The organism is Rhodoferax sp. MLSD5-FHT05B10 (assembly GCF_058793415.1).
The window spans coordinates 46751-73133 of sequence record NZ_JBXAFT010000004.1; the positions used below are offsets into that span (position 1 = coordinate 46751).

Here is a 26383-nt window from a genome sequence, read left to right on the forward strand (position 1 = left end):
AGCTATGATTTTGATAGCTCATATTCAGGAGAAACCATGAAGACCGCCCACGACCTCGTTGCTGCCGCCAAGACCCGCGTGCAGGAAGTTGCCCTGGCCCAGGCCGAACAAGCCATCCGCGATGCGGACGTGCTGGTAGATGTGCGCGAAGCCGACGAATATGCCGCCGGCCACCTGGCCGGTGCGGTGCACATTTCGCGGGGCATGCTGGAGTTCAAGTTCAGCGCCAACCCGGCCCTGCAGTCTCGGGACCTGAAGATCGTGCTGTACTGCAAGACCAGTGGCCGCGCCGCACTGGCCGCCGCCGCCCTGCACGACATGGGTTACCTCAATGTGCAGTCCCTCGCCGGCGGTTTTGACGCCTGGGTGGCCGCGGGCAAGCCGGTGGCCCAACCCGACGCGCCGTCGTTCGAGTAGGCGCTCGCCCGCCTGGCCGGTTGCCGCCCACGGGCGCGTCCGGCCGGATTTATGATTCTCCGCAAGCTATCGCCATTTGGCGGTGCTTGAGTGCGGCGGCATTTTTACAATCACTGCATGACCCGTTGGCCTCTCTCCCGTATCCCCCTGCCGGCGTGGTCGCGGTGGGTGGCCTGCCTGGGGGTGTTGGCCGTGGTGTCGGCCTTGTGGGCACCGGTTTCCATGCTGGCCGAAGAGGCGCGTACCGGCCTGTTGGGCGGCGTCTGCACTGCCAGTGCGAGTGCAGAGCGCCATGCCGATCCTGTGCAGGGCGCCGCACAGCATGCGAGCATGCACTGCGATTTGTGTTGCACGGCTTGGCTGCCGCTGCCGCAGTTGCCCTTCAGTGTCATTCCCAGTTGTCCCGGCCCGCACGTGGCTTTGGTGGACGTCCCGGCGAATTGGGCGACCACCGTGGTGGGGCTGCCGTTCAGCCACGGCCCGCCGTCCATCCTCTGATCTGAGTTGAACCGCCCCCGCAGGGGCGTCTGCGGGTCGCCCCACGGGCTGGCCCGCCATGCGCTGTTTTGTCCAAAGCCCGCTCCTCCCCGCACCGGGTGAGGCTGTCCGCGCCACGCGCCTTCACGGCCTGGCATTTGTCCGCTCCTATTCGCCTGACGACCTATGAAATTGAACCTGTTGGCCGCTGCCGCTGCATTGACCTGCGGCACACTGGCGGCCCAAACCGCCCCCTCATCCCCGCCGGAATCCGTGTCCACGCTGGACACGGTGACCATCACCGGCGCCCGCCCGCTGGCCCCGCTGGGGGGCACCGATCTCAACATGGCCGCGCCCGGCATGCAGCGTCCGGCGCAGGACGCCGCATCGCTGCTGGGCGACGTTCCCGGGTTGAGCCGGTACGGCGCCGGCGGCGTCTCCAGCTTGCCGGCCCTGCACGGGCTGGCCGACGACCGTCTGCGCATCCAGGTCGATGGCATGAACCTGGTTTCTGCCTGCGCCAACCACATGAACCCACCGCTGTCGTACATCGACCCCTCCCAGGTGGGCAGCATCCAGGTGTACAGCGGCATTGCGCCCGTCAGCGCCGGTGGGGACAGCCTGGGCGGCACCATCCGCGTCAATTCACCCGAGCCGGAGTTTGCCGAGGCGGGGCAAGGTGCCTTGCGCAAGGGGCAGGCCGCCACGTTCTACCGCAGCAATGGCAACGTCAAGGGTCTCAACCTGTCGGCCACGGCGGCCACGGAAACCCTGAGCGTCACCTACAGCGGCGCCACCGTGGAAGCGGGGAACTACAAGGCCGGCGGCGACTTCAAGCCCGCGGCCACGGTGACGGGAACCCCACGGGGGACGACCACGCTGGCGGCCAACGAGGTGGGGTCGTCGCGCTACCAGTCGCAGAACCATGCGCTGGGAATGGCGCTGCGCAATGACAACCACCTGCTGGAGTTGAAGCTGGGTGCACAAAACATTCCCTACCAGGGTTTCCCGAACCAGCGCATGGACATGACCAGCAACACCAGCGAGCAGATCAACCTGCGCTACAAGGGCCAGTACCAGTGGGGCGTGCTGGAAGCCCGCGTGTACGACGAGCACACGCGCCACAAGATGAACTTTGGCGATGACAAGCAGTTCTGGTACGGCGCCCTGGCCAACGTGCCGGGCATGCCCATGGACACCGAGGGAAGAAACACCGGCGCCGTGGTCAAGGCCGACCTCGAACTCTCCGGGCGCGATCTGCTCACCGTGGGCGGCGAGTACCAGCGCTACCGCCTCAACGACTGGTGGGCGCCGTCCGGTGGTGGCATGGCGCCCAACACGTTCCTGAACATCAATGACGGGCAGCGCGACCGGCTGGATGTGTTCTCGCAATGGGAGGCGCGCTGGACCCCGCAATGGGTGACCCAGCTGGGTGCGCGCGCGGCCACGGTGCAGACCAATGCCGGTGCGGTGCAGGGGTACAACACCACTGGGGCGCAATATCTGGCCGAGTCCACGGCCTTCAATGCCCGCGACCGCCAGCGCACGGACCGCAACCTCGACTGGACCGCCCTGGCGCGCCACACGCCGGACCGCAGCCAGACCTACGAGTTTGGCTATGCCCAGAAAACCCGTTCACCCAACCTGTATGAGCGGTTTGCCTGGTCCACCGGCGGCATGGCCATGCGGATGGTCAACTGGGCGGGCGATGGCAATGGCTACGTGGGCAACCTGGATCTCAAGCCCGAAGTGGCGCACACTGTCAGCGCCACGATGGACTGGCATGATGCCGCCCAGACGCAATGGGGGCTGAAGGTCACGCCCTATCTGACCTACGTGCAGGATTACATCGATGCCCGCCGCTGCGCCTCGGCCAACACGAACTGCAATGCCGCCAACCAGACGGCCACCACGGGGTTTGTCTATCTGCAGTTTGTCAACCAGAGCGCGCGCCTGTATGGCGTGGATGTGTCCGGTTACCTGCCTCTGGCAAAGACCGGCGATTACGGCAGCTTCACGTTCACCGGTGTGCTGAGCTACGTCAACGGCAAGAACGAGGTGACCGGAGACAACCTGTACAACACCATGCCGTTGAACGCGAAGCTGGCGCTGGTGCAGCAGGTGGCGAAATGGACCCACACCGCCGAGGTACAACTGGTCAGTGCCAAGACCGCCACCTCGAAGGTGCGCAACGAAATGGAAACGGCGGGCTACGGTCTGCTGCACCTGCGCAGCAGCTACGCGTGGAAGCAGGCCCGCCTGGAGATGGGGGTGGAGAATGTCCTGGACCGGCTCTACAACGACCCCTTGGGCGGGGCCTATGTGGGCCAGGGCAGCACCATGGGAACGGCGGTTCCCTACGGAACCCCCGTTGCGGGCATGGGCCGCTCGATCTACGTGGGTGTGACCGTGATGTTCTGACCGCCGCGCGTGCAGTGGCTACACCCAAGTCACTGCACCGTTAGACGCCTGCCTTGGCCGCGTCCTCGCGCATCTTGCGCTTGAACAGGCGCACAAAGAACACCGCCATGCCCAGCATGAAGACGATGCCGCTGATGCTCATCAGGCCGTAGTCGGTGGAAAAGAGGTCGGTCAGCAATTTCATGGGTCACACTCCTGGAAAGTCGTGCGGCCAGTATGGGCGATGGCGGCCCCGAAATGCTTGATGTAGATCATGAAACGGCAGCCCATCCGCCCGTGCCGCAGGGCCTGCGCCATGGTCCTTTACAGGCTGCGCCCCTCGCCCGCCTCTTCGTAGGTGTGGCCGTCGCGGATGTGGTAAATCCGCTTGAAGGTGGGAATGATCTTCTCGTCGTGCGTCACCACGATGATGGCGGTCTGCGCCTGCTGGGCCATCTGGTTGAGGATGCGCACCACGCCCAGGGCGCGTTCGCTGTCCAGCGGGGCGGTGGGCTCATCGGCCAGGATGACGGGTGGGCGGTTGGCCAGGGCGCGGGCAATCGACACGCGCTGTTGTTCGCCGCCCGAGAGCTGCGACGGCTGGGCTCGGGCGCGGTGCTGCACATCCAGCGCGGTGAGCAGCTCCAGCGCGCGGGCGCGGGCCTGGGCGTTGGGCACCCCTGCCAGCATGGGCAGCAGGGCCACGTTGTCGGTCACATCCAGAAACGGAATGAGGTAGGGCGCCTGGAACACGAAGCCGATGCGGTCGCGCCGCAGCGCACGCAGGTCGCGTACGGTCCAGCCGTCGTCGTAGATCACGTCCTGGCCCAGCGTCATGCGGCCCGACGTCGGCTCGATGATGGCTCCCAGGCATTTGAGCAGGGTGCTTTTGCCCGACCCCGAGGGGCCGACCAGCCCGACCACCTCGCCCGGGTGGACCTGCATGGTCACGTTCTTGAGCGCCTCGACGGCAGTATCGCCCTGGCCGTAGACCTTGCGCAGGCCTTCGATCAGGATGCCGCCCGGGGCGGCGTGGGAGAGGGTGTCCATGGCGCGTGTCATCCGATGGCGGTGGCGGGGTCGATCCGCAGGGCGGCGCGGATGGCCAGCGTGCTGGCCAGCGCGCAGATCAGCAGGGTGGCCAGCAGCCCGGTCAGCGCGTCCTGCGTGAGCAGCAGCACGAACTTGGGAAACACCGGCGCCCAGAGGGTGGCCGCCAGCTTGCCCACCACAAAGCCGATCAGCCCCAGGCCCAGCGCCTGCTGCAGGATCATGCCGGCAATGGTGGTGTTGCGGGTGCCGATGAGCTTGAGCACCGCGATCTCGCGGATCTTGCCCAGCGTCATGGTGTAGATGATGAACGCCACGATGGCCGCGCTCACCACCGCCAGGATGGCCAGGAACATGCCGATCTGCTTGGCCGAGGTGGCGATCAGCTTGGCCACCAGAATCTCTTCCATGCCCGCGCGCGTGAACACCTGCAGGTGCTTCCAGCGGCGAATCGGCTCGGCCACCTGCTCGGCGTCAAAGCCGGGTGCCAGTTGCACCAGCACGGCGTTGACGTTGTGGCTGCTGGTCTGCAGGCCCTGCACGGCATCGAGCAGGCCGGGTACGCCGGGGCGGTTGAAGGCCGGATTGCCGGCCGTGCGGATGCGGTCGTTCACGATGGCGTCGTTGTCCTTCAGGAACTGCGCTTCCTGCGCGTCCTTGAGCGGGATGAACACCATGGGATCGCCACCCGAGGACACCATGCGCTGCGTCAGCCCCACCACGGTGTAGTCGTGGCGGCGGATGCGGATGTGCGTGCCCAGCGCAAACCCGGTCTTGATGTCGGCCACGGCTTCGTAGTGGCTGCGCGTGAGCTGGCGGCCCGCGACCAGGTAACCCGGTTCGCCCGGCTGGCCGCTCTCCACGCCCACCACCATGGCACGCGTGTCGCCGCCGCCCTGGTCCCGGTCCTGCACCTGCATGGTGAGGTAGGTCACGTTGGCGGCCTGCGCCACGCCCGGCAGGCCGCGCAGGCTGTGCACCACGTCGTCCTTCAGGCTGGAAGCTTCGGCGTACGGTCCCTGGGTATCCTTCTGTACCACCCACAGGTCGGCGCCGCTGTTGTTGAGCAGGGCGTGGGCGTCGTCCACCATACCGCGGTAGACGCCGGCCATGGTCAGCGTCACGCCGATCAGCAGGCCCAGGCCCAGGCCCGTGAGCACAAACTTGCTCCCGCTGTGCAGGATGTCACGTCTGGCCAGGCTGATCATGGCGCCGCGCCTTGCGTGCCCGCAGGCACCAGTGCCGGCACCACCCGCACGCGGGCGCCGGCCGCAAGGGCCTTCTGGCTGAAGACCACGACGGTGTCACCGGCCTTCAGGCCGTCGAGTACCTGCACCTGGCCGCCCAGGCTGCTGGCGCCCAGCCGCACAGGGACGAATACGGGGGTACTGTCGTCCAGCCGCCACACGCCCGTCTGGCCCCGCTGGCGCTGGACACTGGCATTGGGCAGCAGCAGGGCCGCCGGGGTTTCGGGCAGTTGCAGGGTGACTTCGGCCATTTCCCCAACGGAGGCCACCGGTGCGCCGGATGCCGCCGGCGGATGGAACGCGACCTGGGCAATGCGCTCTTCGGTCACGGCATCGGCCAGCAGCTCCACCCGGGCCACCTGGCCGGCCACGGGGGCGTGGGGCCGCGAGCGCAGCACGATGCTGGCGTCCAGTCCGGGCGCCAGCCCGTCGGAGCGGCCCTGGTCCACCCGCAGCTTCACCCACAGGCTGCCCGGGTCGATCAGGCGCAGCACCGGCTGGCCGGCCACCACCGTAGTGCCGGCCTCGGCGTCGCGGCTGGTGACCACACCGTCGGCTGGCGCCAGCAGGCGCACGTTGTTGCGCTGCTGCTGCAGGGCGGCGCGCTCGGCCTGCTGGCGGGCGATGTCCTGGGTGGCGCCGCTGAGGTTGGCCTGCGCGGCCTGCAGTGCCGCGTCGGCAGAGGTTTTTTCCTGCAGGCGGCTTTCCAGCGCGCCGGCGCTGATGAAGTTCTGCGCCGCCAGATCCTGGTTGCGCCGGGCGTTGAGGGTGGCCAGTTCCCGCCGCGCCATGGCATCGTTCACCTGCGCCTGCGCGGCGGCCTGTGCGCTGCCGGCCCGGGCCAGCCCGGCGTTGAGGGCCGTGAGGCGCTGGTCCAGGTCCACCGGGTCCATCTCGGCCAGCACCTGGCCGGCTTTTACCGTGTCGCCCACATCCACCTTGACGGCCAGCACGCGCCCAGCCGCCGTGGGGCCGACCATCCAGCTGCGCCGGGCTTCCACGGTGCCGATGCCAAAGAGGGCGGGGCGCAGGCGCCCTTCCTGCACGGTGGTGACGGTCACGCGGACCGGCGCCAGCGGGCCGGTGCGCAGAGCGACAAAGGCCAGGGCGCCGGCCAGGGCCAGCGCCAGGGTGCCCAGGGCCAGGCGGCGCAGGATCAGGGGCTTGTGTGTCATGGGGTTTCCTTGGCGCGCAATCCGCGCAGATAGATGGCAAAAACACCGCGGGCCTGCGGGACCATGCCCTCGACCTGGCCGCTGATCAGGGCCTGCATCAGCAAGCCCTGGACCGAGCCCAGGAGCAGCACGGCGGCGGCCTGCAGGTCGGTGCCCGGCGCCAGCAGGCGCTGCACCTGGGCGCGTTGCAGCAGGCCCAGCACGAGGGTGCGGTACTGCTGCATCAGGCTGCGCACGCGGGACTTCAGCGCAGTGTCCTGCGCGTGTTGCAGCTCCTGGAAAATGACCCGGGGCACGCCGGGGTAGGCCACCACAAAGTCCACGTGGGCGGTGAAGACGGCCTGCAGGGCGGCCAGCGGGTCGGTGGGCGCGGGGCAGGCCTGGGCAGCGGCTTGCAGCCGGGCGATCAGGGTGTCGGCGGTCCAGTCCAGCACCGCCAGCCAGATCGCTTCCTTGCTGGCAAAGTGCCGGAACACGGCGCCCTGGGTGATGCCCACGGCCTGCGCCAGATCGGCGGTGGTGATGTCGGCCGGGCTGCGCAGGGCGGCCAGTTGCAGGGCGGCTTCCACCAGGCTGGCCTGGCGCACGGCGGTGGCCTGCTTGGGGCGTTTGGAGAGAGGGATCACAATCTGGAAGTAATTGAATAATTACTTTGATTGTAGACCTTTATACCCCGTGGGGTTTTTTTCTCGTGAAAAGACGGCCAGACGGCTGCGAATGGCTGCCTGGTTGCGCCGCAAGGGCCTAGTGTGGGTGGTCTGGTGGAGTGCCGGCCGCTGCGGACTGCGCTCCCGGCGCGCGGTTGCGGGCGGCTTCTTCGGCGGTTTCGGGCTGCGGGCGCGGCTGGTCGCTGTGCGACACCGGGTAGCTGTCGGCCATGTAGCCGGGGCCTTTCATGATCATCACGATCACGCAGCCAATGGCCACGGTCAGCACCATGGTCCAGTGGAAAACGACCACGGCTCCGACAATGAAGTCCGCCATCTGCAGCCAGCGCGCCTCGCTGGCACTGGCCTGCGGGTCGGCCCAGATATGCAGCGCCAGCAGGGCCAGCACGGGCAGGGCCGTGCCCAGCAGGGCAATCAGGGGCAGTTTGCGCCACAGCGTCCATTCCAGCCCGCTGGCGCTGCGGATGGAGCGCGGATTTTTTTGCAGCCAGTTCATCTCGGTTTCATTTGTCAGGTTGGTGGCAGAACCGGTGCGCATACTGCGCCCGGCCAGATACCCCCGGTTTCCGGTTCCCATTATGGGCAGGCCGGGCGCAGCCCCCGGCGGGCCGGCGCAGGTAGTTGGCGCGACTTCAGGGTCATTCACGCAACCAAGGAACACTATGTTGAACGTATTTCTGCGCCCCTTGTCGGTACTGGCATGGGGCCTGTGCCTGGCGTTGGGCGCCGCGGCGCAGAGCAGTGACATCGTTGTCGGCCAGTCGACGGACCTCAGCGGCATCCTGGCCGAGATCGGGACCGAAACGTCCTGGGGCGCCAAGGCGTACTTCGAGACGGTCAACGCCAAGGGCGGCGTGAACGGCCGCAAGATCCGCTTCGTGGTGCTGGACGACGCCTACAACGCCGACAAGGCGGTGGAAAACGCACGGCAACTGATCCAGCGGGAGAACGCCGTGGCGCTGCTGGGCATGATGGGCACGCCGGCCAACACGGCCCTGATTCCGGTGGTGAGCGAGGCCGGCATCCCCAGCGTGGGGCCCTATACCGGCGGCCAGGTAGTGCGCAAGCCGCTGAACCACATGATTTTCAACATCCGCGCAAGCTATGCGACCGAGGCGGACAAGATTGTCGGGCACCTGGCCGCCCGCGGCGTGACCCGGTTGGGGGTGGTGTACCAGGCCAATGCGTTTGGCAAGGAGGGGTTGGCGGGCGCGCAGCTGGCCGCCGAGAAATACAAGCTGGGGCTGACGGCCGTCAGCAGCCTGGCCAACGATTCGTCCGATCTGGACCGGGTGGTGGAGGTGATGCAGAAGGCCGATCTGCAGTCCATCCTGCTGGTCACGGCGGGCAAGCCGTCTAGCGACTTTATCAAGGCCTACAACAAGAAGGCCCGCGGTATGCAGTACTTTGCGCTGTCGGTCCTGGCGTCCCAGGCCGCGGTACAGGCGCTGGGCAAGGACGGCACCGGAGTGGTGGTGTCCCAGGTCATGCCGTATCCGTTCTCGGGCATGTCGCCCATCGTGCGGGAGTACCAGAAGGCAATGGAAGCGGCGGGGCGGAAGAACTTCTCCTACGCCAGCATGGAAGGCTTCGTCAACGCCAAGGTTCTGGTGGAGGCGCTGCGCACCGTCAAGCAGGATGTCACGCGTGAACGCCTGGCCGACGCGCTGGACGGCCTGGGCAAGCTCGATCTGGGAGGCTTCGTGGTCAACTTCAACCGGACCGAGCACCAGGGATCGCAGTTCGTGGAACTGACGGTGGTCTCCAACAACGGCCGTTTCGTCCGGTAATTTGGGTCAAAAAAACGGGTTTGTGCCCCGTATTTATTGCGTAGATTGCTATTTTTTTTGTAGCGCTTGCGCGAGTTTCTGGTGCACGCCGCCAAAGCCGCCATTGCTCATGCACAGGATGTGGTCACCGGGGCGCGCCTGGGCGGCCACCAGGGCCACCAGGGCGTCCACGCTGTCGGCCACCTGCGCCCGTGCGCCCATGCTGGCTAGCGCTTCGCGCGCATCCCAGTCCAGGCCGCCGGCGTGGCAAAAGGCCAGGTCCGCTTCTTCCAGGCTCCAGGGCAGCTGGGACTTCATGGCCCCCAGTTTCATGGTGTTGCTGCGCGGCTCGAACACCGCCAGGATGCGCGCCGTGCCCACCTGGCGGCGCAGGCCGTTGACCGTGGTGTGGATGGCAGTGGGGTGGTGGGCAAAGTCGTCGTAGATGGTGACGGGCGCGGCGTGCTCGCCAGGCAGGGTAGCGCCCTGCCAGGCAATGCTGGCGCGCACTTCCATGCGGCGCTTGACGTTCTCGAAGCGACCCAGCGCTTGTGCGGCCACGTCGGGAGCCACGCCCACGTGCTCGGCCGCCGCAATGGCGGCCAGCGCATTGAGCTGGTTGTGCACGCCACCCAGGCTCCACTGCACGCGCGCCACGGTCTGGCCCCGGTGCAGCACATCAAACGCGTCGGGTTCGCCCTGGGCCGTGAAGTCGCTGTCGGCTGCGCCAAAGCTGCGTACCGCGCTCCAGCAGCCCTGGTGCAGCACCCGGGTCAGGCTTTCTTCCAGGCCGTTGACCACGATGCGTCCGGACGCCGGCACGGTGCGCACCAGGTGGTGGAACTGGCGCTCAATGGCCGCCAGGTTGTCGAAGATGTCGGCGTGGTCGAATTCCAGGTTGTTGAGGATGGCGGTGCGCGGGCGGTAGTGCACGAACTTGCTGCGCTTGTCGAAAAAGGCGGTGTCGTACTCGTCGGCTTCGATCACGAAGAGGGGGCGGTCTGGCTGGGCGTGGGGCGGCAGGGGGCTCTGCTCCGTGTCCCCCGCCCGCGTTGCGGGCTCCTCCTTTACCTGCGCAGCCCCCGCCGCCGCCCCACGCCCAGCCAAACCGCCGAGGCGCGCGGAGACACCAAAGTTAAGGGGTACGCCGCCCACCAGAAAGCCCGGCTGCAGGCCGGCGCATTCCAGTATCCAGGCCAGCATGGCCGTGGTGGTGGTCTTGCCGTGGGTCCCGGCCACTGCCAGCACGTGGCGGCCCTGCAGCACGTGCTCGGCCAGCCACTGCGGGCCGCTGGTGTAGGGGGTGCCGGCGTCCAGGATGGCTTCCATCAGCGGAAATTTGGGCGTGCCGTCGGCCAGACGCGCGCGGCTCACCACATTGCCGATGACGAACATGTCGGGCTGCAGCGCCATCTGGTCGGCGCCGAAGCCTTCAATCAGCTCAATGCCCAGCGCGCGCAGCTGGTCGCTCATGGGGGGGTAGACGCCGGCATCGCAACCGGTGACGCGGTGACCCGCCTCGCGGGCCAGTGCCGCCAAGCCACCCATGAACGTGCCGCAAATGCCAAGAATGTGTATGTGCATGGCCCTATTCTAAAGCTGGAATACAGGTGTTTTCGCCCGCCAGGCCGCACACGGATTGCGCAAACAGCTATTGAAAACATAGCATCCGGGCCGCGCTGGCAGGCCACGGGACTGGCGGGTGCGCCCGGTGCACAATTCCGTCATGGATGCATTGAAGGCGGAAATTGCGGCGGTTGCGGCGCGCATGGTGGTCGAGGAGGGGCTGGAGTACGGCGCCGCCAAGCGCCGGGCGGTCAAGCACTTGGGGCTGTCGCCGCGCGCGGCCCTGCCGGACAACGAGCAGGTGGAGGCGGCGGTGGAGGAGTACATCGCCGTGTTCTGCGCCGACACCCAACCGCAGGAATTGCGGGCTTTGCGCCTGCTGGCGCTGGACTGGATGGAGCGTCTGGCGCGGTTTCGCCCCCACCTGGGCGGTGCGGTCTGGCACGGTACGGCCACCCGCCGGTCGGATATTTACCTGCTGTTGTTCTGTGATGACCCCAAATCGGCCGAGATCGGCCTGATTGACATGGGCGTGCGCTTTGAGCCCCGGACGGTGAGCGGCCTGCAGGGCAAGCCGGTCGATGCCCTGAGCGTGCATGTGTTCAGTGCCGAGCTGGGCGAGCATGTGGGTCTGCACCTGCTGGTGCATGACTACGATGACCTGCGGGGCGCCCTGGCGGCGGATGCGCGGGGTCGCCGTCCGCGCGGGGATGTGGCGGCCGTGCGCCGTTTGCTGCATGATGGCGGGCCATGAACGCTCCCCAAACCCAAACCCCTGACGTGCCCGATCGTGGGCATGCTTCTTCCCGCCGCCTGCTGCTGGGCGCCGTTGCCGTCTCTGCCGCCCTCGCCGGGGCGGGGTTGGCCTGGCGCCGGACCCAAACGCCGGATGCGCCGCCCGCCAGCCCGCCGGTGGACGGGTTCTGGTCGTCGCAGTGGGACACGCCTCAGGGCGGGCGTGTGTCCATGCAGTCGTTTCGGGGGCGCCCCCTGCTCGTGAACTTCTGGGCTACCTGGTGCCCACCCTGCGTCGAGGAACTTCCGTTAATTAACGACTTCTATCGCCAAAACAAGGCGAGTGGCTGGCAAGTGCTGGGATTGGCGGTAGACAAGCTGGCTCCCGTGCAGGCGTTCCTGCAAAAAATGCCCCTGGACTTCCCCATTGCCATGGCCGGTATGCCGGGCGCGGATCTGAGCCGTAGCCTGGGCAATCTGGCCGGCGGCTTACCGTTTTCGTTGGTGCTGGGGAGCGAAGGGCTGGTGCTGCAGCGCAAGATGGGGCGCCTGAATGCCGCGGACCTGGACGCCTGGCTTCGTTTAAAATAGGGTCCGGCCTTCGCCCCGGTGGCGGCGTTCGCGGCCTGTCTGGCGAACATTTCCTGGCGGTTTTTTCGAAAATTGCAGGAACTTTGTTTGCAAATAAATTGTTTTGCCGTCAAATGGCTGATTTTTGCTGTAAATTCGCCCCTTACTAAATGACGGCAGTTGGAGATCACATGGATTTACGCAAACTCAAAACCCTGATTGACCTGGTGTCCGATTCCAATGTGTCGGAACTGGAAATTACCGAAGCCGAAGGCAAGGTGCGCATCGTCAAGGGGGGGGGCGCCATGGTGCAGGGCTATGCGCCCGCGCCGGTCTATGCCGCACCCGTTGCCGCGCCGGTTGCTGCAGGTGCAGTGGCTGTTGCGGCCGCGCCGGCGGCTCCGGTGGCAGAGGTGGTGTCGGGCCACACGGTGAAGTCGCCCATGGTTGGTACTTTCTACCGTTCGTCCTCTCCTGGCGCCAAGGCGTTTGTGGAAGTGGGCAGCGCCATCAAGGAAGGCGAAACCCTGTGCATTGTCGAGGCCATGAAGATCCTCAACGAGATCGAGGCCGACAAGTCCGGTACGGTGACCCGCATTCTGTGCGAGAACGGCCAGGCGGTGGAGTTCGGTCAACCCTTGTTCATCATTGAATAAGCTGCCGCACAGATTGCCATGTTCAAAAAAATCCTGATCGCCAACCGTGGCGAGATTGCCTTGCGAATCCAGCGCGCCTGCCGCGAGCTGGGGATCAAGGCGGTCATGGTCTACTCCGAAGCGGACCGTGACGCCAAATATGTCAAGCTTGCGGACGAAGCGGTGTGCATCGGACCGGCTGCTTCGGCACTGAGCTACCTGAATGTGCCGGCCATTATTTCGGCCGCCGAGGTGACGGACGCCGAAGCCATCCACCCCGGCTACGGTTTCCTGAGTGAAAACGCCGATTTCGCCGAACGGGTGGAAAAGAGCGGCTTCCAGTTCATTGGCCCCACGCCCGAGTCGATCCGCATCATGGGCGACAAGGTGTCGGCCAAGCAGGCCATGATTCGTGCCGGCGTGCCCTGCGTCCCCGGATCCGAGGGCGAGCTGCCGGACGATCCGGTCCAGATTCGCCGCATTGCAAAGGCCATCGGGTATCCCGTCATCATCAAGGCGGCCGGCGGCGGTGGCGGACGCGGCATGCGCGTGGTCCATACCGAGGCGGCGCTGGTGAACGCAGTGGCCATGACCAAGGCCGAGGCGGGCGCGGCATTCAACAATCCGGCGGTGTACATGGAGAAGTTTCTCCAGAACCCGCGGCACGTGGAAATCCAGATCCTGGCAGACAAGCACAAGAATGCGGTGTATCTGGGCGAGCGGGACTGCTCCATGCAGCGGCGCCACCAGAAAATCCTGGAAGAAGCGCCGGCACCGGGCATCAACCGCAAGCTGATCGACCGTGTGGGCGAGCGCTGCGTGGCGGCCTGCAAGAAAATTGGCTACCGCGGTGCCGGCACCTTTGAGTTCCTGTACGAAGACGGCGAGTTCTACTTCATCGAGATGAACACCCGGGTCCAGGTGGAGCATCCGGTGACCGAACTGGTGACGGGCATCGACATCGTCCGGACCCAGATCATGGTGGCTGCGGGCGAGAAGTTGCCGTTTACCCAGCGCCAGATCGAAATCCGTGGCCACGCCATCGAATGCCGCATCAATGCCGAAGACCCCTACAAGTTCATTCCGTCACCCGGCCGGGTGACCATGTGGCATGCACCGGGCGGCCCGGGCGTACGGGTCGACTCGCACGTGTACACCAACTACTTTGTGCCGCCCAATTACGACTCGATGGTCGGTAAGATCATCGTGCACGGCGACACGCGGGAGCAGGCCATGGCGCGCATGCGCACGGCTCTGGCGGAGACCGTGGTGGAGGGCATCAACACCAATATCCCGCTGCACCGCGAGCTGCTGGTGGATGCCAAGTTCATGGATGGTGGCACCAATATCCACTATCTCGAGCAGTGGCTGGAACAGCACAAGCGCTGAGCGGCCAAGCCATGTTTGAACTGAGCCTGATGTGCCCGGAAGACCGGGTGGAATCGCTGAGCGACGCGCTGGATGCGCTGGACGCCTTGAGCGTGAGCGTGGAAGATGCCGACGCCCAGACCGATGCCGAGCAGGCCCTGTTTGGCGAACCCGGCATGCCGGCGCCCAAGGGCGGCTGGCAGCGTTCACGGATCACGGCCTTGTTTGCGGACGCGGCTGTGGCGCAGGAAGCGGCGGATCTGCTGCAGGCGCAGGACTTTTTTGCGGGCTGCCAGGTGCTGGCCATGGCGGCCGTGCCGGATCAGGACTGGGTGCGTCTCACACAGTCGCAGTTCGCGCCGGTCGAGATCACCCCCACATTCTGGATCGTGCCCACCTGGCATGAGCCGCCGGCGCAGGCGCGCGAGCTGATCCGCCTGGACCCGGGGCTGGCCTTTGGTACGGGAACCCACCCCACGACACGCATGTGCCTGCGCTGGATCGCGGCCCATCCTGGGCAAGGTCGCGTGCTGGACTACGGCTGCGGGTCGGGCATCCTGGCCATCGGCGCTGCCAAGTTTGGCGCGCGTGAAGTGGTGGCGGTGGATATCGACGTGGCGGCCGTGCAGTCTACGGAACTCAATGCCGCGGCCAACAACGTCGCGCTGGCGGCAGGCTTGCCGGACCGGGCGGATGGCGTATACGACCTGGTGCTGGCCAATATCCTGGCAACGCCGCTGAAGGTGCTGGCTCCGCTGTTGTGCGCACACGTGGCGCCTGGCGGGCATCTGGTGCTGGCGGGCATTCTGGAGCGCCAGGCCGACGAGTTGATCCAGGCCTATGCGGCCCATTGCCGCTTGGCGGTGGCAGACCGTGAGGATGGCTGGATACTGATGACGGCCACGCTCTGACCGGCTGCAGCCGGGTCACTACAATGCCCCCCTGATGAGTCTGATCACCCGATGCCCCGCATGCGCCACGATGTTTCGGGTCGTGCCGGACCAGCTCCGCATTTCGGACGGGTGGGTGCGCTGTGGTCAATGCGACGAGGTTTTTGACGCCAATGCCCAGTTGGTGCGGGAGACGCCGGGCGCAGAGGAGGGTAAGCTCCCTGGCACCGTCACCACCGATGAATCCGTAGTTGGAAGCCCTCCTTCCGCGGCAGCTGGGCTTGCACCCGAAATCGCTCCCGAACCCGAAATGGAGTGGGAATATCCGGACGTGGAAGACGGTGTACCCCCACCGGTGCCGACCCCGGTGGATATCGATATCGACATTGCTGTGGATACCGACACGGGCAATGCCCCGTTGGTGGACCCGTTTCTGGAACACGATCCCCACGCCGAACCCCTGCCGGAACCGGAGTCACCGCAACTGGAGGACGATGCACCAAGCCCCGCAGAGATGGATCCGGACGGGGCCGCACACGATCCGGCCCGGGAACCAGGCGTTGCGCCGCGGTATCTGCAGGCCGATGTCCAGGAGGGGCCTGCGGCGGCGGACCCCAAGCTGTCGTTCCTGCGGCCGGTCCGTGCGCGTTCCAGAAGGGACCGTCCCTGGGTGCGGGGTGCCCTGGTGTTGCTGAGTCTGCTGCTGGTTGCTGGTTTGCTGCTGCAGATCGTGGTTCAGGAGCGTGACCGGATTGCGGCGACGGAGCCTGCCGTCCAGCCCTTCCTGGAGTCGGTCTGTGCAGTCCTGGCTTGCCGGGTTTCCCCGTTGCGCCAGATCGAGTCGGTGGTGATTGACAGCTCGTCCTTCACCAAGGTGCGGGCGGAGGTGTACCGCTTGAATTTCACACTCAAAAACACCGCCTTGACTGCGGTGGCGACACCGGCCATGGAGCTGACCTTGACGGATCTGCAGGACCAGCCGGTCGTCCGCCGGGTGTTCCTGGCCCAGGATTTCGGCGCCAAGCAGGCGGCCATGGGCCCAGGGAGCGAGGTGGTGGCATCGCTGTCGGTCAGCGTCAACCTGTCGGGTGACGTGGCACGCATCTCGGGTTACCGCCTGCTGGCTTTCTACCCCTGACGGCATAGCGGGCATAAAAAAACCCGGGAACCTTGCGGTCCCGGGTTTTGAAGCCTTGCAACGAAGTGCTTAGGGCTTGCTGGAGGTCGGAAACGGCCACGCAGCCTGGGGGCTCAGAGTGGTCTGAGCAGCAGGAGCGGCCGGTTTCTTGGCAGCGGGTGCTTTCGCGGCTTTCTTCGCGGCCGGCTTTTTGGCAGCTTTCTTGGCGACAGGTTTCTTGGCTACAGCCGCTTTTTTGGCGGGAGCGGCCTTCTTGACGACCTTCTTGGCTGCCACTTTCTTGGCAGGAGCCGCTTTCTTCACGACCTTCTTGGCCACTACCTTCTTGGCGGGAGCGGCTTTCTTGACGACCTTCTTGGCCGCGACTTTTTTCGCCGGAGCGGCTTTCTTGACCGCTACTTTCTTGGCGGGGGCTTTTTTCGCAACAGCTTTTTTCGCCGGAGCGGCCTTCTTCGCAGCTACTTTCTTAGCTGGAGCGGCTTTCTTGGCGGGGGCAGCCTTTTTAGCGGCTACTTTCTTTGCTGGTGCAGCTTTCTTCGCGGGAGCGGCCTTTTTTGCGGCCGGTTTTTTTGCAGTTGCCATGGTTTTCTCCTTGATCAATTAACAAAGAGCACTTCTTGCAAGTTGGAGAGCAGGAAGTGATTCATGCTGTTGGGCTGGATCCCAGCAGCATGAACTTGGTGACACACATCCAACCCACGCTCTGGGGTGTGATCTTGCATGTGTGAAATTCGTGGATTCATTTTTTTTCGCATCAATCCCAGGACAGCGCGCCGCCGGACTGGTATTCAATGACCCGGGTCTCAAAGAAGTTGCGTTCTTTTTTCAGATCGATCATCTCGCTCATCCAGGGGAAGGGGTTCTCTTCGTTGGGAAAGAGCGTCTCCAGCCCGATCTGGGTGGCGCGCCGGTTGGCGATATAGCGCAGGTAACCCTTGAACATGGAGGCGTTCATGCCCAGCACGCCACGCGGCATGGTGTCTTCGGCATACCGGTATTCCAGCTCCACGGCCTTCTCGAACAGGGACTTGATCTCGGCCTTGAATTCGGCCGTCCAGAGCTGCGGGTTCTCCAGCTTCAGCTGGTTGATCAGGTCGATGCCGAAGTTGCAGTGCATGGATTCGTCGCGCAGGATGTACTGGTACTGCTCGGCGGCCCCCGTCATCTTGTTCTGGCGGCCCAGCGCCAGGATCTGGGTGAAGCCCACGTAGAAGAACAGGCCTTCCATCAGGCAGGCGAACACAATCAGCGACTTGAGCAGCGTCTGGTCGGCCTGGGGTGTCCCGGTCTTGAAGTTCGGATCCATGATGGCGTCAATGAAGGGGATCAGGAACTGATCCTTGTCGCGGATCGACTGGACTTCGTTGTAGGCGTTGAATATCTCGCTCTCGTCCAGGCCCAGCGACTCCACGATGTACTGGTAGGCGTGGGTGTGGATGGCTTCCTCGAAGGCCTGGCGCAGCAGGAACTGGCGGCATTCGGGCGCCGTGATGTGGCGGTAGGTACCCAGCACGATGTTGTTCGCAGCCAGCGAGTCGGCGGTGACAAAGAAGCCGAGGTTGCGCTTGATGATGCGGCGCTCGTCCTCGGTCAGGCCGTTGGGGTCTTTCCACAAGGCAATGTCGCGCGTCATGTTGACTTCCTGCGGCATCCAGTGGTTGGCGCAGGTGGCCAGGTATTTTTCCCAGGCCCATTTGTATTTGAAGGGGACGAGCTGGTTGACGTCCGTCTTGCCATTGATGATGCGCTTGTCGGCAGCTTGTACGCGGCGGGGCGCCGTGTCAGTGGAAGCGACAGCCGGTGCCGTGTGGGATGCAACCGTTGCGCCGTCGTTCAGTGTGCGAAATCCGGGGGTGACTTGAGCCTGCACGACCGACGGGTTGACCGGCGGCATGTGCACAAAATTTGTTAGCGATGTGGGCTTGACTTCTTCGTCCCAGGTCAACATAAGTGATTCCAATCAGCGGATTATGAGAGCAGCGAAATGAAATGAAAAGTAATCCTGCATTTCACTGCCCTCATGTGTTGTTCAATTGCATCGCATGGCATGCGATGGCCAGGCTTGCATTACTGACACGACTCGCATGTGGGGTCGTCGACGCCGCAGAATTTGATGTCGGTCGCAACGTGACTGGCCATCTCCATCTGCATGTGCGCGGCCGCTGCCGCTGCCTCCAGTGCGCTGGAACTGCGCAGGGAACCGGCGCTATCGCTGCCACTGGAGACGGCATTCAGACGGCCAGCCGTCACGGTGGATTTCTCGGCGTGGGTGGCGGACATGGTGCGCAGGTAGTACGTTGTTTTCAGTCCGCGCAGCCAGGCGAGCTTGTAGGTCTCGTCGAGCTTCTTGCCGGAGGCTCCCGCCATGTAGATGTTCAGTGACTGCGCCTGGTCGATCCATTTCTGGCGGCGTGCAGCGGCTTCCACCAGCCACTGGGTTTCCACCTCAAACGCGGTTGCGTACAACTGCTTCACTTCCTGGGGCACGCGATCGATAGGGCTGAGCGAGCCATCAAAGTGCTTCAGGTCCATCACCATCACGTCGTCCCACAGGCCCAGGCGTTTCAGGTCCTTGACGAGGTAGCCGTTGATGACGGTGAACTCGCCCGACAGGTTGGACTTGACCGACAGGTTGCCAAAGCTGGGTTCAATGGAGGCATCGACGCCGATGATGTTGGAGATGGTGGCGGTGGGCGCAATGGCCACGCAGTTGGAGTTGCGCATGCCGTCCTGCGCGATCTTTTTGCGCAGGGCGTCCCAGTCCAGCGTGGCGGAGCGGTCCACCTCCACGTAGCCGCCGCGCGCATTGGCCAGCAGGTCCAGGGTGTCCAGTGGCAGGATGCCCTGGTCCCACAGGGAGCCTTTGTAGCTACTGTACTTGCCCCGCTCGCGGGCCAGCTCGGTGGAAGCCCAGTAGGCGTAGTAGCAGATCGCCTCCATGGACTGGTCGGCGAACTGCACGGCGGCCTCGCTGGCGTAGGGGATGCGCAACTCGTACAGGCTGTCCTGGAAAGCCATCACACCCAGGCCGACCGGACGGTGGCGCAGGTTGGAGTCGCGCGCCTTCTTGACGGCGTAGTAGTTGATGTCGATCACGTTGTCCAGCATGCGCATGGCGGTGGCGATGGTGCGCTTGAGCTTGTCGTGGTCCAGTGCGCCGTCTTTCAAGTGCTGGCGCAGGTTGACGGAGCCCAGGTTGCAGACCGCTGTCTCGGTGTCCGACGTGTTGAGCGTGATCTCGGTGCACAGGTTGCTGGAGTGCACCACGCCGGCGTGTTGCTGGGGGGAGCGCACGTTGCAGGCGTCCTTGAACGTGATCCAGGGGTGGCCGGTCTCAAACAGCATGGTCAGCATCTTGCGCCACAGGTCCGTGGCTTGCACCGTGCGGGAGGGCTTGATGTCGCCGCGGGCGGCCTTTTCCTCATATGCTACGTAGGCTTTCTCGAAATCCGCGCCAAACAGGTCGTGCAAATCGGGCACGTTGGAAGGTGAGAACAGGGTCCAGCTGCCTTTTTCCATCACGCGGCGCATGAACAGGTCGGGAATCCAGTTGGCGGTGTTCATGTCATGGGTGCGGCGGCGGTCGTCGCCGGTGTTCTTGCGCAGCTCCAGGAACTCTTCGATGTCCAGGTGCCAGGTTTCCAGGTAGGTGCAGACAGCTCCCTTGCGTTTGCCGCCCTGGTTCACCGCCACGGCCGTATCGTTGACCACCTTCAGGAACGGCACCACGCCCTGCGATTCGCCGTTGGTGCCCTTGATATGGGCGCCCAGGGCACGCACGCGTGTCCAGTCGTTGCCCAGACCGCCGGCGAATTTGGACAGCAGGGCGTTTTCCTTAATCGATTCGTAGATGCCGTCCAGGTCGTCGGGCACGGTGGTCAGGTAGCAACTGGAGAGCTGGGAGCGCAGCGTGCCGCTGTTGAACAGCGTTGGCGTGGAGGACATGAAGTCGAAGGAGGACAGCACCTCGTAGAACTCGATGGCGCGGGCTTCGCGGTCGATCTCGTTCAGTGCCAGACCCATGGCCACGCGCATGAAGAAGGCCTGGGGCAATTCAATGCGGGCCTTGCCCACGTGCAGGAAGTAGCGGTCGTACAGGGTTTGCAGGCCCAGGTAGTCAAATTGCAGGTCCCGCCCGGCCTGGAGGGCTGCGCCCAGACGCTTCAGGTCGAACTGCATCAGGCGCTCGTCCAGCAACTCGGCGTCCACGCCCTGCTTGATGAAGCCGGGGAAGTGGTCGGCGTAGGCCTGTGCCATGTCGACGGGCGCCACGTCACGGCCCAGCACTTCGCGTGAAATGCTGTGAAACAGCAGGCGCGCGGTGGCGTAGGTGTAGTCGGGGTCCTTTTCAATCAGGGTGCGGGCGGCCAGGACGGATGCCTTGTACACCTCGTCCATGGGCACGCCGTCATACAGGTTGCGCATGGTCTCGGCCAGAATGGGGGCCGCCTGGACGTCGCTGCCCAGGCCCGCACAGGCGGCCTCGATCAGGGACTGGAGCCGGCTCAGGTCCAGCGCCACGCGCTGTCCATCTTCGAGCACATGCAGAACCGGCGCGGGCGGCGCTTCCTGGGCGACATGCTGGGCGCGTTCCTGGGTGCGGCGCTCGCGGTACAGCACATAGGCGCGGGCGATTTCGTGGTGGCCGCCGCGCATGAGCCCGAGTTCGACCTGGTCTTGCACGTCTTCGATGTGGAAGGTGCCGCCGCCGGGGCGCGAACGCATGAGCGCCCGGATGACCTGCTGGGTCAGTCCGTCGACCGTTTCGCGCACGCTGGCCGATGCCGCTCCCTGGGTGCCGTGCACCGCAAGAAAGGCCTTCATCATGGCGATGGCAATTTTGTTGGGCTCAAAGGGAACGACCGCACCGTTGCGTCGAATGATCTGGTAGTGGGCCAGCAGGTTGTGGGCGGTTTCGGCCGCCATGGGTGTCTGGTGTGCGAAGGGGCTGGAAGCCGGGGTGGGGGTGCTAGAAACAGATTGCATGATTTCCTCGTCGTGATCCGTATTTTTTTGGGTTGGGCTGCACTCGGCGACCGTCCTGCGAGATGCGATTGTCGAAAAGACGGTGGAGACGGTGCCCACTATATATGGGGTCTGTGACAGTTACAAGCCACTACCTGTAGCGTTTTTGGTCAAAGCCCCCTTGGCGCACGGACCGCTGCAAGATGTGCTACCCGTGCGCTGCCGTGCGGCACGCCGGCGTTGCCCTGCCGACAGGGCCGCGCAGGCCTTGTCCTGTGGGAGTCCGGGAGAATGCATCCAGTCCTGATGCCGCTTTCGGCGGCATTTGACGGCAGCAGGCGCGTGCAGCCGTCGTTTCGGATGGACTGAGATCGGCCGATGCGGGGGCGTGTGTTGTGCCACCCAGGCGGCGGCACAAAAATCAATCCGGTTTCGGGTGCCGGGCCATTCCGGGAAAACACTGAGGCGCGAACCCCAGACTTTGCCGCAGCCGGGCCCAGTCCAGGCCGGGGCCGGGGTCCGCCTTGCGCCCGGGCGCGATGTGTTCGTGGCCGGCCAGATGCGCAATCGGGTACTGCTGGGCCAGTGCCGGGCACAGGGCTTCCAGTGCCTCGTACTGCGCCGGTTCAAATGTGTCGCCTTCCAGGCCTTCGAGTTCGATCCCGATGGAGTCGTCGTTGCATTGCGCACGCCCCCGGTAGTGCGAGACACCGGCGTGCCAGGCACGGTCATCGCAACTGACAAACTGCCAGATCTCGCCCCCGCGCTGGATGTAGAAGTGGGCCGATACCTGCAGGCCTTCTATCTGCTTGAAGTAGGGGTGCTGTTCCCAGTCGAGCTGGTTGGTGAACAGGGCTTGTACCTGGGAGCCGCCATAGACACCCGGGGGCAGGCTGATGGAGTGCAGCACGATGAGGTCGATCTGCGCCAAGGCCGGGCGCGGACCGAAGTTGGGTGACGGCAGGCGGCGCGCAAAGTGGTACCAGCCGTCTTGCCACAGGCCCGATCCGGAGTGCTGCGCCTCAGGCATCGGAGCCCTCGTCCCGGGAAGCGGGGACGTTGATTTTCAGCCGCGCAATGCGGTAGCGGATTTGCCGCAGGCTCAGGCCCAGCCGGCTGGCTGCCAGGGTGCGGTTGAAGCCGGTTTCGCCCAAGGTCTTGATCAGGATTTCCCGCTCCTGCTGATCCAGATGGCTTTGCAGATCGGTGGGCAGCTCCGCATGGCCGGGCGTGGCGGCGGCTGCGGGCGGCGCTGCGGTGGCGGGGACTTCCAGCGGCATCAAGCCACTGGTCGGTGTGTGCAGATCGTCGAGTTGCAACTCGTCGCCATCGCACAGCGCGACCGCACGGTGCAGCAGGTTCTCCAGCTCGCGCACGTTGCCGTTGAGGGGCTGGCGCGCCAGCTGCTCCATGAAATCGTGCGACAGGCGTGGCACGGGCATGCCCGATTCGTCGGCAATCCGGGCCACCAGCGTCTGGCACAGCGCGGGCAGGTCCTCGCACCGCTCGCGCAGCGGGGGAATGAAGATGTCGATGACGTTGAGCCGGTAAAAAAGATCCTGGCGGAACCGGCCGGCCTGAACCTCGGCCGGCAAATCCTTGTGCGTGGCACTGATGATGCGCACGTCCACCGGCTCCTCCTGGCTGGAACCCAGAGGGCGCACACACCGTTCCTGAATGGCACGCAGCAGCTTGGACTGCATGGCCAGGGGCAAGTCGCCAATTTCGTCCAGAAACAGGGTTCCACCCTTGGCAGCCTGGAAAAAGCCCTCCCGGTCGTGGGTCGATCCGGTATAGGCGCCCTTTCTGGCGCCGAAGAATTCCGCTTCCAGCAGGTTCTCCGGTATGGCACTGCAGTTGACGGCGACCCAGGGGCCGGTTGCGCGGTGGCTGTTGGCGTGCAGGGCGCTGGCCACCAGTTCCTTGCCGGTGCCGGACTCACCCCGTACCAGTACCGGTGCCATGCTGCGGGCGACCCGGACAATGCGCTCCTTGACGCTGCGCATGGCGGCAGAGTTGCCCGCCAGGCGCGCGAGTGCCGCCTGGCCGCTGACGGTCGCGGGCGCTGCTCCGGATGGAGGCGTCCCCGCCACCGCGCGCACGGGCGTGCTGCGGGTGGGTGCGTCTTGCACCGCCGATGCAATGGCGGCGCGGAACTGTTTCAGGTCTACCGGTTTGGTGAGGTAGTCAAACGCGCCGGCCTTGAGCGACTCCACCGCGTTTTCGGCCGAACCGTGCGCAGTGATCACGATGCAGCGTTCCGGCCGCTGCCGGACCTTCATGGTGGACAGGATGTCGATGCCCAGCCCGTCCGGCAGGCGCATGTCGGTGATCACCACGTCGAAGTGCTGGGCGTCCAGCAGCTGCCAGGCGTCCTGCACGCTGCCGGCGGTTTCCACCCGGTAGCCTTCACGCAGCAGGGTGAGTTCGTACAGGGTGCGCAGATCCGGCTCGTCGTCGATTACCAGAATCTGTGCGTTGCTCAATGCAGTGTGGCTTGCCATGGGGTCGCGGTGGCCTCGGTTGTGGGTACGGTAGTGGGGGTATTGGTGCGCAGGAAGGTGATGGCAAATTCATTGCCGTCGGTGGACTGGCCGCGGGCGTTGCGGAAACTGCGTTGGTACGCAATGGTCGCGCCGTGCCCCTCGCACAATTCCCGGCAAATGTACAAACCCAGTCCGCTGGACCGGCTTTCCGATGAGAAGAAGGGTTCAAACAGATGGCTCTCCACCGACTGGTCCATGGGCGCGCCATCGCTCCAAACGGAAAGGGTTGCGTGTTGCGCACCGGTGATGCTGGTGCTGACCTGGATCGCTTCTGGCTGCTGCGTGGCGTAACGGCGCGCATTGTCCAGCAGGTTGACCAGCACCCGCCGCAGGTGGTCGGCGTCAAAGCGGACGGTTATTCCCTGGGGCCCCGGTGGGGTCAGCAATTGGCGCTGGCACGCGTTCTGGGCGCTCCAGTCGCTGCAAATGCGGTGCGTCCATTCGCTCAGTGCCAGGGCGGTCAAGGGGTGTGTCTGGTCGTGGGGTTGTGCCTGGGAGACCTTGAGGATGTCGAGGACGATCTTTTCCAGTCGCTTGGCGTTCTGGCTGACCATCAGGGTCAGCTGCTTCAGCTTGGGGTCTGTGAGGTCTTCTTCCAGCAGCGCATTGGCCTGGACAATGGCAGCCAGCGGGTTGCGGATTTCATGGGCGACCGCCGTCGACAGGCGTCCCATGCTGGCCAGCTTTTCGGTTCGCATGCGCGCTTCCAGCTCGCGCTGGTCCTGCAAAAACAGGACGCACAGGCTTTCCCCTTCCGGCCCGTGTGGTGCGGCCAGGCGGGTGCGCGCCCGTACCCGGCGGGGCCCGTGGTCATGGTGGCGGATGGTCACGTCTTCTTCGTGGCTTTGTCCGGTACCCACGCTCAGGCGGGTGAGGTTGAGCAAGGGCTTCCAGCCGGGCTCGTCGCGCAGGTCGAATACGGACGCGTGCGCGATCAACGGGGAGCCCAGCAATTCCCGTGCTGCCGGGTTGGCGGCGCGGACACAGCCCCGGTCGTCCACGATCAGCACCCCGTCCGGCAGTGATTCGATCACCAGCTCATTGACCTGGCGCTGGATGGTGACGGCCAGCTGGCTCAGGCGGGCGCGCCGGCCCTCGCTGGCCAGGCGGTTGGAGAGCTGGTTACCCAGCAGGGCAATGACAAAGTAGCCGGCGCCGCTGAGCGCCGACTGCACAAAGTAGGGTGTGGCATCGGCGGGGCCGTGCAGGTAGGTCCACAGGGTGTTGCCCAGCAGCAGCATGGTGACGGCTGCTGCCGTGCCGAGTGCCAACCGCAAGGACCCCAGCACGGAGGCGTGCAGGATGGGCAGGGCAAACAGCGGGGTGTAGTTGATGCTGCTGCCCGGTAGCAGTTGCAGGGCGGAAAACGTCAGGACGTCCAGCCCCACCAGTGCGCCCCAGGTCCGGTTGAACGACTGGCCCAGAGGCCGGGGGCGCATGTAGAACCGCGCGGCCAGCGTGCCAGAGAAATAGACGGCACTGATGGCAATCAGCGCCAAGCTGTGCAAGGTGCCGGTGACGAACAGAGCGATCTGCAGGACCACCAGCACTAGGCCCAGGGTGAGCCGTGCCGTCATGAAACCCTGCCACAGACGGACCAGCTCGTGCGAATCCTCCGGCGCTTCGGGTGGCGCCTGCAGGACGGTAGGATCAAACCACGAGTGAGCGGGGTCCAATGCGTCCATTCAGGGTTCCATTTGCTGCCGGTGCGCGATGCTGCAGTAGGTGCCGTGCGTGCCGATGACGGCGTCGCTGGCCGGGATGTGGACGCCGCACTGGTGGCACTGCAGCATGGTCTGCGGCGCCAGCGTGTCCGGCCTCTTGGGGCGGGTCAGCGGCGCCTGTGTGGCGCGCCAGGCACGCCAGCGCCATGCGATCAGCAGCGCGGCCAGGAATAGGAGCAGAAACCTCATGATGGCGTGCGCCCGAGGACGATTTCCATCACGAAGCGCGAGCCGACATAGGCCAGCAACAGCAAGGCCGAGCCGGTGTACAGCACATGCACCGCCCGCTTGCCGCGCCAGCCAAAGGCGCGACGCCCGATGAGCAGCACCGCAAAGGTGACCCAGGCCAGCAGGGAGAAAACGGTCTTGTGGTCCCAGCGCCAGCCATGGGCATGGCCGTACAGAGATTCTTCAAACACCACGCCGACAAGGAGCGTGGCGCTGAGCAGCACAAAGCCGGCACCGACGAAACGGTAAGTCAGGCGCTCCAGGGTCAGCAGCGGCAGCCCGCTGTGCGGATCTTCCGCGTGGCGGATGCGGTTCTCCGCCCGCGTCATGAACCAGGCGTGTACCACGGCAGTGCCGAACAGGCCGTAGCAGGCGACCCCAAAAGCCAGGTGCAGGGGCAGCCATGCCGATGCCGTGGCCGGCATGGGGCTGCCGGGGAAGAGCAGGGCGATCAGTACCGCTGCGGCGCCGATGGTGCACAGCGTCCAGCGGGTCGGCAGCTGGGGGAATATCTGGCTCTCGACCGCGTAAACGGCCGCCACCAGCCAGGCGGTGACCGACAGCGCCGGTGCAAAACCGAAATGGGCTTGTGCGCCCAGCAGACTCCAGGATAGAACGGCGCCGTGCAACAGCCAGGCCACGGCCACCCAGGCGCGTGCCGAGCGCGGACTGATGCGGTTGGCCCGCACGGCAGGCCAGGCGTAGGCTGCGGCAGCCAAAACAGTCAAGGTCAGGCTAATGGGGGACGTACTGGCTAAAATCATGCGTACAGTTTAGCGTTTTGCTCCCTGCCAGCCCAGGCTGGCTTTCACACC

25 protein-coding genes and 1 pseudogene are annotated in these 26383 nt (G+C 65.1%); 11 read left to right on the forward strand and 15 right to left on the reverse strand.

The features are described 5' to 3' along the window. Positions 1-36: 36 nt before the first annotated feature. The 3 genes from AC1Q5W_RS07435 (at position 37) to AC1Q5W_RS07445 (ending at position 3315) form a co-directional block, all read left to right on the forward strand. Positions 37-417, forward strand: coding sequence for a rhodanese-like domain-containing protein (locus AC1Q5W_RS07435; RefSeq protein WP_492644154.1), 381 nt, complete (start codon positions 37-39; stop codon positions 415-417). Between the two features lie 117 nt (positions 418-534). Then, positions 535-915 (forward strand): DUF2946 family protein, encoded by a 381-nt coding sequence (locus AC1Q5W_RS07440; protein WP_492644153.1) that lies wholly within the window; start codon positions 535-537, stop codon positions 913-915. Between the two features lie 165 nt (positions 916-1080). Continuing rightward, the gene (locus AC1Q5W_RS07445) at positions 1081-3315 is read left to right on the forward strand and encodes a TonB-dependent receptor plug domain-containing protein (protein ID WP_492644152.1); all 2235 of its coding nucleotides are present in this window, start codon (positions 1081-1083) and stop codon (positions 3313-3315) included. 40 nt (positions 3316-3355) lie between these two features. On the opposite strand, the gene AC1Q5W_RS07450 is transcribed toward AC1Q5W_RS07445, so the two are convergent. The 6 genes from AC1Q5W_RS07450 to AC1Q5W_RS07475 all read right to left on the reverse strand — a co-directional run bounded on the left by AC1Q5W_RS07450 (position 3356) and on the right by AC1Q5W_RS07475 (position 7972). Continuing rightward, a complete protein-coding gene (locus AC1Q5W_RS07450) occupies positions 3356-3499 on the reverse strand; it encodes a DUF3149 domain-containing protein (RefSeq protein WP_492644151.1) in 144 nt (47 codons plus the stop codon). Positions 3500-3618: 119 nt separating this feature from the next. Further along, positions 3619-4344, reverse strand: a complete 726-nt coding sequence (locus AC1Q5W_RS07455; RefSeq protein WP_492644150.1) for an ABC transporter ATP-binding protein — start codon at positions 4342-4344, stop codon at positions 3619-3621. An 8-nt stretch (positions 4345-4352) separates the two neighbouring features. Continuing rightward, a complete protein-coding gene (locus AC1Q5W_RS07460; protein ID WP_492644149.1) occupies positions 4353-5552 on the reverse strand; it encodes an ABC transporter permease in 1200 nt (399 codons plus the stop codon). Next, the gene (locus AC1Q5W_RS07465) at positions 5549-6766 is read right to left on the reverse strand and encodes an efflux RND transporter periplasmic adaptor subunit (RefSeq protein WP_492644148.1); all 1218 of its coding nucleotides are present in this window, start codon (positions 6764-6766) and stop codon (positions 5549-5551) included. Before AC1Q5W_RS07465 ends, AC1Q5W_RS07460 begins: the two co-directional genes overlap by 4 nt. Continuing rightward, positions 6763-7392, reverse strand: a complete 630-nt coding sequence (locus AC1Q5W_RS07470) for a TetR/AcrR family transcriptional regulator (RefSeq protein WP_492644147.1) — start codon at positions 7390-7392, stop codon at positions 6763-6765. The genes AC1Q5W_RS07465 and AC1Q5W_RS07470 overlap by 4 nt, the downstream gene beginning before the upstream one ends. Positions 7393-7510: 118 nt before the next feature. After that, positions 7511-7972 (reverse strand): hypothetical protein, encoded by a 462-nt coding sequence (locus AC1Q5W_RS07475; RefSeq protein ID WP_492704127.1) that lies wholly within the window; start codon positions 7970-7972, stop codon positions 7511-7513. Between the two features lie 124 nt (positions 7973-8096). Here AC1Q5W_RS07475 and AC1Q5W_RS07480 point away from each other — a divergent pair, with 124 nt between their 5' ends. Then, entirely contained in the window at positions 8097-9224 is a 1128-nt protein-coding gene (locus AC1Q5W_RS07480; protein WP_492644145.1) for an ABC transporter substrate-binding protein, read from the forward strand. Positions 9225-9272: 48 nt separating this feature from the next. On the opposite strand, the gene mpl is transcribed toward AC1Q5W_RS07480, so the two are convergent. Further along, complete coding sequence (gene mpl / locus AC1Q5W_RS07485) at positions 9273-10787, reverse strand: UDP-N-acetylmuramate:L-alanyl-gamma-D-glutamyl-meso-diaminopimelate ligase (protein ID WP_492644144.1); 1515 nt, start codon at positions 10785-10787, stop codon at positions 9273-9275. A gap of 142 nt (positions 10788-10929) precedes the next feature. On the opposite strand from mpl, the gene AC1Q5W_RS07490 reads away from it, so the two are divergent. The 7 genes and pseudogenes from AC1Q5W_RS07490 to AC1Q5W_RS07520 all read left to right on the forward strand — a co-directional run bounded on the left by AC1Q5W_RS07490 (position 10930) and on the right by AC1Q5W_RS07520 (position 16105). Beyond that, positions 10930-11523: a hypothetical protein gene (locus AC1Q5W_RS07490; protein WP_492644143.1), complete on the forward strand. Its 594-nt coding sequence runs from the start codon at positions 10930-10932 to the stop codon at positions 11521-11523. Next, a complete protein-coding gene (locus AC1Q5W_RS07495) occupies positions 11520-12095 on the forward strand; it encodes a TlpA family protein disulfide reductase (protein WP_492644142.1) in 576 nt (191 codons plus the stop codon). Before AC1Q5W_RS07490 ends, AC1Q5W_RS07495 begins: the two co-directional genes overlap by 4 nt. 170 nt (positions 12096-12265) lie before the next feature. After that, positions 12266-12730 carry an acetyl-CoA carboxylase biotin carboxyl carrier protein gene (gene accB / locus AC1Q5W_RS07500; protein WP_492644141.1) on the forward strand — a complete coding sequence of 155 codons (465 nt, stop codon included), beginning with the start codon at positions 12266-12268 and terminating at the stop codon, positions 12728-12730. Between the two features lie 18 nt (positions 12731-12748). Beyond that, entirely contained in the window at positions 12749-14098 is a 1350-nt protein-coding gene (gene accC, locus AC1Q5W_RS07505) for an acetyl-CoA carboxylase biotin carboxylase subunit (protein ID WP_492644140.1), read from the forward strand. Between the two features lie 11 nt (positions 14099-14109). Further along, on the forward strand, positions 14110-14988 hold the full coding sequence (prmA, locus tag AC1Q5W_RS07510; RefSeq protein ID WP_492644139.1) for a 50S ribosomal protein L11 methyltransferase: 879 nt from the start codon (positions 14110-14112) through the stop codon (positions 14986-14988). 34 nt (positions 14989-15022) lie between these two features. Beyond that, a pseudogene (locus tag AC1Q5W_RS07515) lies at positions 15023-15127 on the forward strand (zinc-ribbon domain-containing protein); the annotation flags it as partial. Between the two features lie 150 nt (positions 15128-15277). Then, entirely contained in the window at positions 15278-16105 is an 828-nt protein-coding gene (locus AC1Q5W_RS07520; RefSeq protein ID WP_492646130.1) for a DUF3426 domain-containing protein, read from the forward strand. Between the two features lie 69 nt (positions 16106-16174). Here the strand turns inward: AC1Q5W_RS07520 and AC1Q5W_RS07525 are convergent, their stop codons facing one another. From AC1Q5W_RS07525 to AC1Q5W_RS07560, 8 genes are all read right to left on the reverse strand, one after another. Then, positions 16175-16687, reverse strand: coding sequence for a histone H1-like DNA-binding protein (locus tag AC1Q5W_RS07525; protein ID WP_492644138.1), 513 nt, complete (start codon positions 16685-16687; stop codon positions 16175-16177). 172 nt (positions 16688-16859) lie between these two features. Further along, positions 16860-18053, reverse strand: a complete 1194-nt coding sequence (locus tag AC1Q5W_RS07530) for a ribonucleotide-diphosphate reductase subunit beta (RefSeq protein ID WP_492644137.1) — start codon at positions 18051-18053, stop codon at positions 16860-16862. Positions 18054-18172: 119 nt separating this feature from the next. After that, on the reverse strand, positions 18173-21091 hold the full coding sequence (locus tag AC1Q5W_RS07535; protein ID WP_492644136.1) for a ribonucleoside-diphosphate reductase subunit alpha: 2919 nt from the start codon (positions 21089-21091) through the stop codon (positions 18173-18175). A gap of 400 nt (positions 21092-21491) precedes the next feature. After that, positions 21492-22100 carry a 1,6-anhydro-N-acetylmuramyl-L-alanine amidase AmpD gene (gene ampD / locus AC1Q5W_RS07540; protein WP_492644135.1) on the reverse strand — a complete coding sequence of 203 codons (609 nt, stop codon included), beginning with the start codon at positions 22098-22100 and terminating at the stop codon, positions 21492-21494. Continuing rightward, entirely contained in the window at positions 22093-23574 is a 1482-nt protein-coding gene (locus tag AC1Q5W_RS07545) for a sigma-54-dependent transcriptional regulator (RefSeq protein ID WP_492644134.1), read from the reverse strand. Before AC1Q5W_RS07545 ends, ampD begins: the two co-directional genes overlap by 8 nt. Further along, positions 23553-25301: a two-component system sensor histidine kinase NtrB gene (locus AC1Q5W_RS07550; RefSeq protein WP_492644133.1), complete on the reverse strand. Its 1749-nt coding sequence runs from the start codon at positions 25299-25301 to the stop codon at positions 23553-23555. Before AC1Q5W_RS07550 ends, AC1Q5W_RS07545 begins: the two co-directional genes overlap by 22 nt. Continuing rightward, positions 25302-25529 (reverse strand): PP0621 family protein, encoded by a 228-nt coding sequence (locus AC1Q5W_RS07555; protein ID WP_492644132.1) that lies wholly within the window; start codon positions 25527-25529, stop codon positions 25302-25304. Continuing rightward, positions 25526-26332, reverse strand: a complete 807-nt coding sequence (locus tag AC1Q5W_RS07560) for a cytochrome C assembly family protein (protein WP_492644131.1) — start codon at positions 26330-26332, stop codon at positions 25526-25528. The genes AC1Q5W_RS07555 and AC1Q5W_RS07560 overlap by 4 nt, the downstream gene beginning before the upstream one ends. Positions 26333-26383 lie beyond the last annotated feature (51 nt).

What these genes read in the sequence shown, in the direction of transcription:
- AC1Q5W_RS07490 (WP_492644143.1), top strand. Translation starts at nt 10,930, where the DNA reads ATGGATGCATTGAAGGCGGAAATTGCGGCGGTTGCGGCGCGCATGGTG.
- AC1Q5W_RS07455 (WP_492644150.1), bottom strand. Translation starts at nt 4,344, where the DNA reads ATGGACACCCTCTCCCACGCCGCCCCGGGCGGCATCCTGATCGAAGGC.
- AC1Q5W_RS07445 (WP_492644152.1), top strand. Translation starts at nt 1,081, where the DNA reads ATGAAATTGAACCTGTTGGCCGCTGCCGCTGCATTGACCTGCGGCACA.
- mpl (WP_492644144.1), bottom strand. Translation starts at nt 10,787, where the DNA reads ATGCACATACACATTCTTGGCATTTGCGGCACGTTCATGGGTGGCTTG.
- AC1Q5W_RS07475 (WP_492704127.1), bottom strand. Translation starts at nt 7,972, where the DNA reads ATGCGCACCGGTTCTGCCACCAACCTGACAAATGAAACCGAGATGAAC.
- AC1Q5W_RS07535 (WP_492644136.1), bottom strand. Translation starts at nt 21,091, where the DNA reads ATGCAATCTGTTTCTAGCACCCCCACCCCGGCTTCCAGCCCCTTCGCA.
- AC1Q5W_RS07545 (WP_492644134.1), bottom strand. Translation starts at nt 23,574, where the DNA reads ATGGCAAGCCACACTGCATTGAGCAACGCACAGATTCTGGTAATCGAC.
- AC1Q5W_RS07480 (WP_492644145.1), top strand. Translation starts at nt 8,097, where the DNA reads ATGTTGAACGTATTTCTGCGCCCCTTGTCGGTACTGGCATGGGGCCTG.
- AC1Q5W_RS07525 (WP_492644138.1), bottom strand. Translation starts at nt 16,687, where the DNA reads ATGGCAACTGCAAAAAAACCGGCCGCAAAAAAGGCCGCTCCCGCGAAG.
- AC1Q5W_RS07435 (WP_492644154.1), top strand. Translation starts at nt 37, where the DNA reads ATGAAGACCGCCCACGACCTCGTTGCTGCCGCCAAGACCCGCGTGCAG.
- AC1Q5W_RS07495 (WP_492644142.1), top strand. Translation starts at nt 11,520, where the DNA reads ATGAACGCTCCCCAAACCCAAACCCCTGACGTGCCCGATCGTGGGCAT.
- AC1Q5W_RS07520 (WP_492646130.1), top strand. Translation starts at nt 15,278, where the DNA reads ATGGAGTGGGAATATCCGGACGTGGAAGACGGTGTACCCCCACCGGTG.
- AC1Q5W_RS07555 (WP_492644132.1), bottom strand. Translation starts at nt 25,529, where the DNA reads ATGAGGTTTCTGCTCCTATTCCTGGCCGCGCTGCTGATCGCATGGCGC.
- AC1Q5W_RS07440 (WP_492644153.1), top strand. Translation starts at nt 535, where the DNA reads ATGACCCGTTGGCCTCTCTCCCGTATCCCCCTGCCGGCGTGGTCGCGG.
- AC1Q5W_RS07460 (WP_492644149.1), bottom strand. Translation starts at nt 5,552, where the DNA reads ATGATCAGCCTGGCCAGACGTGACATCCTGCACAGCGGGAGCAAGTTT.
- accB (WP_492644141.1), top strand. Translation starts at nt 12,266, where the DNA reads ATGGATTTACGCAAACTCAAAACCCTGATTGACCTGGTGTCCGATTCC.
- AC1Q5W_RS07560 (WP_492644131.1), bottom strand. Translation starts at nt 26,332, where the DNA reads ATGATTTTAGCCAGTACGTCCCCCATTAGCCTGACCTTGACTGTTTTG.
- AC1Q5W_RS07465 (WP_492644148.1), bottom strand. Translation starts at nt 6,766, where the DNA reads ATGACACACAAGCCCCTGATCCTGCGCCGCCTGGCCCTGGGCACCCTG.
- AC1Q5W_RS07530 (WP_492644137.1), bottom strand. Translation starts at nt 18,053, where the DNA reads ATGTTGACCTGGGACGAAGAAGTCAAGCCCACATCGCTAACAAATTTT.
- AC1Q5W_RS07450 (WP_492644151.1), bottom strand. Translation starts at nt 3,499, where the DNA reads ATGAAATTGCTGACCGACCTCTTTTCCACCGACTACGGCCTGATGAGC.
- ampD (WP_492644135.1), bottom strand. Translation starts at nt 22,100, where the DNA reads ATGCCTGAGGCGCAGCACTCCGGATCGGGCCTGTGGCAAGACGGCTGG.
- AC1Q5W_RS07550 (WP_492644133.1), bottom strand. Translation starts at nt 25,301, where the DNA reads ATGGACGCATTGGACCCCGCTCACTCGTGGTTTGATCCTACCGTCCTG.
- prmA (WP_492644139.1), top strand. Translation starts at nt 14,110, where the DNA reads ATGTTTGAACTGAGCCTGATGTGCCCGGAAGACCGGGTGGAATCGCTG.
- accC (WP_492644140.1), top strand. Translation starts at nt 12,749, where the DNA reads ATGTTCAAAAAAATCCTGATCGCCAACCGTGGCGAGATTGCCTTGCGA.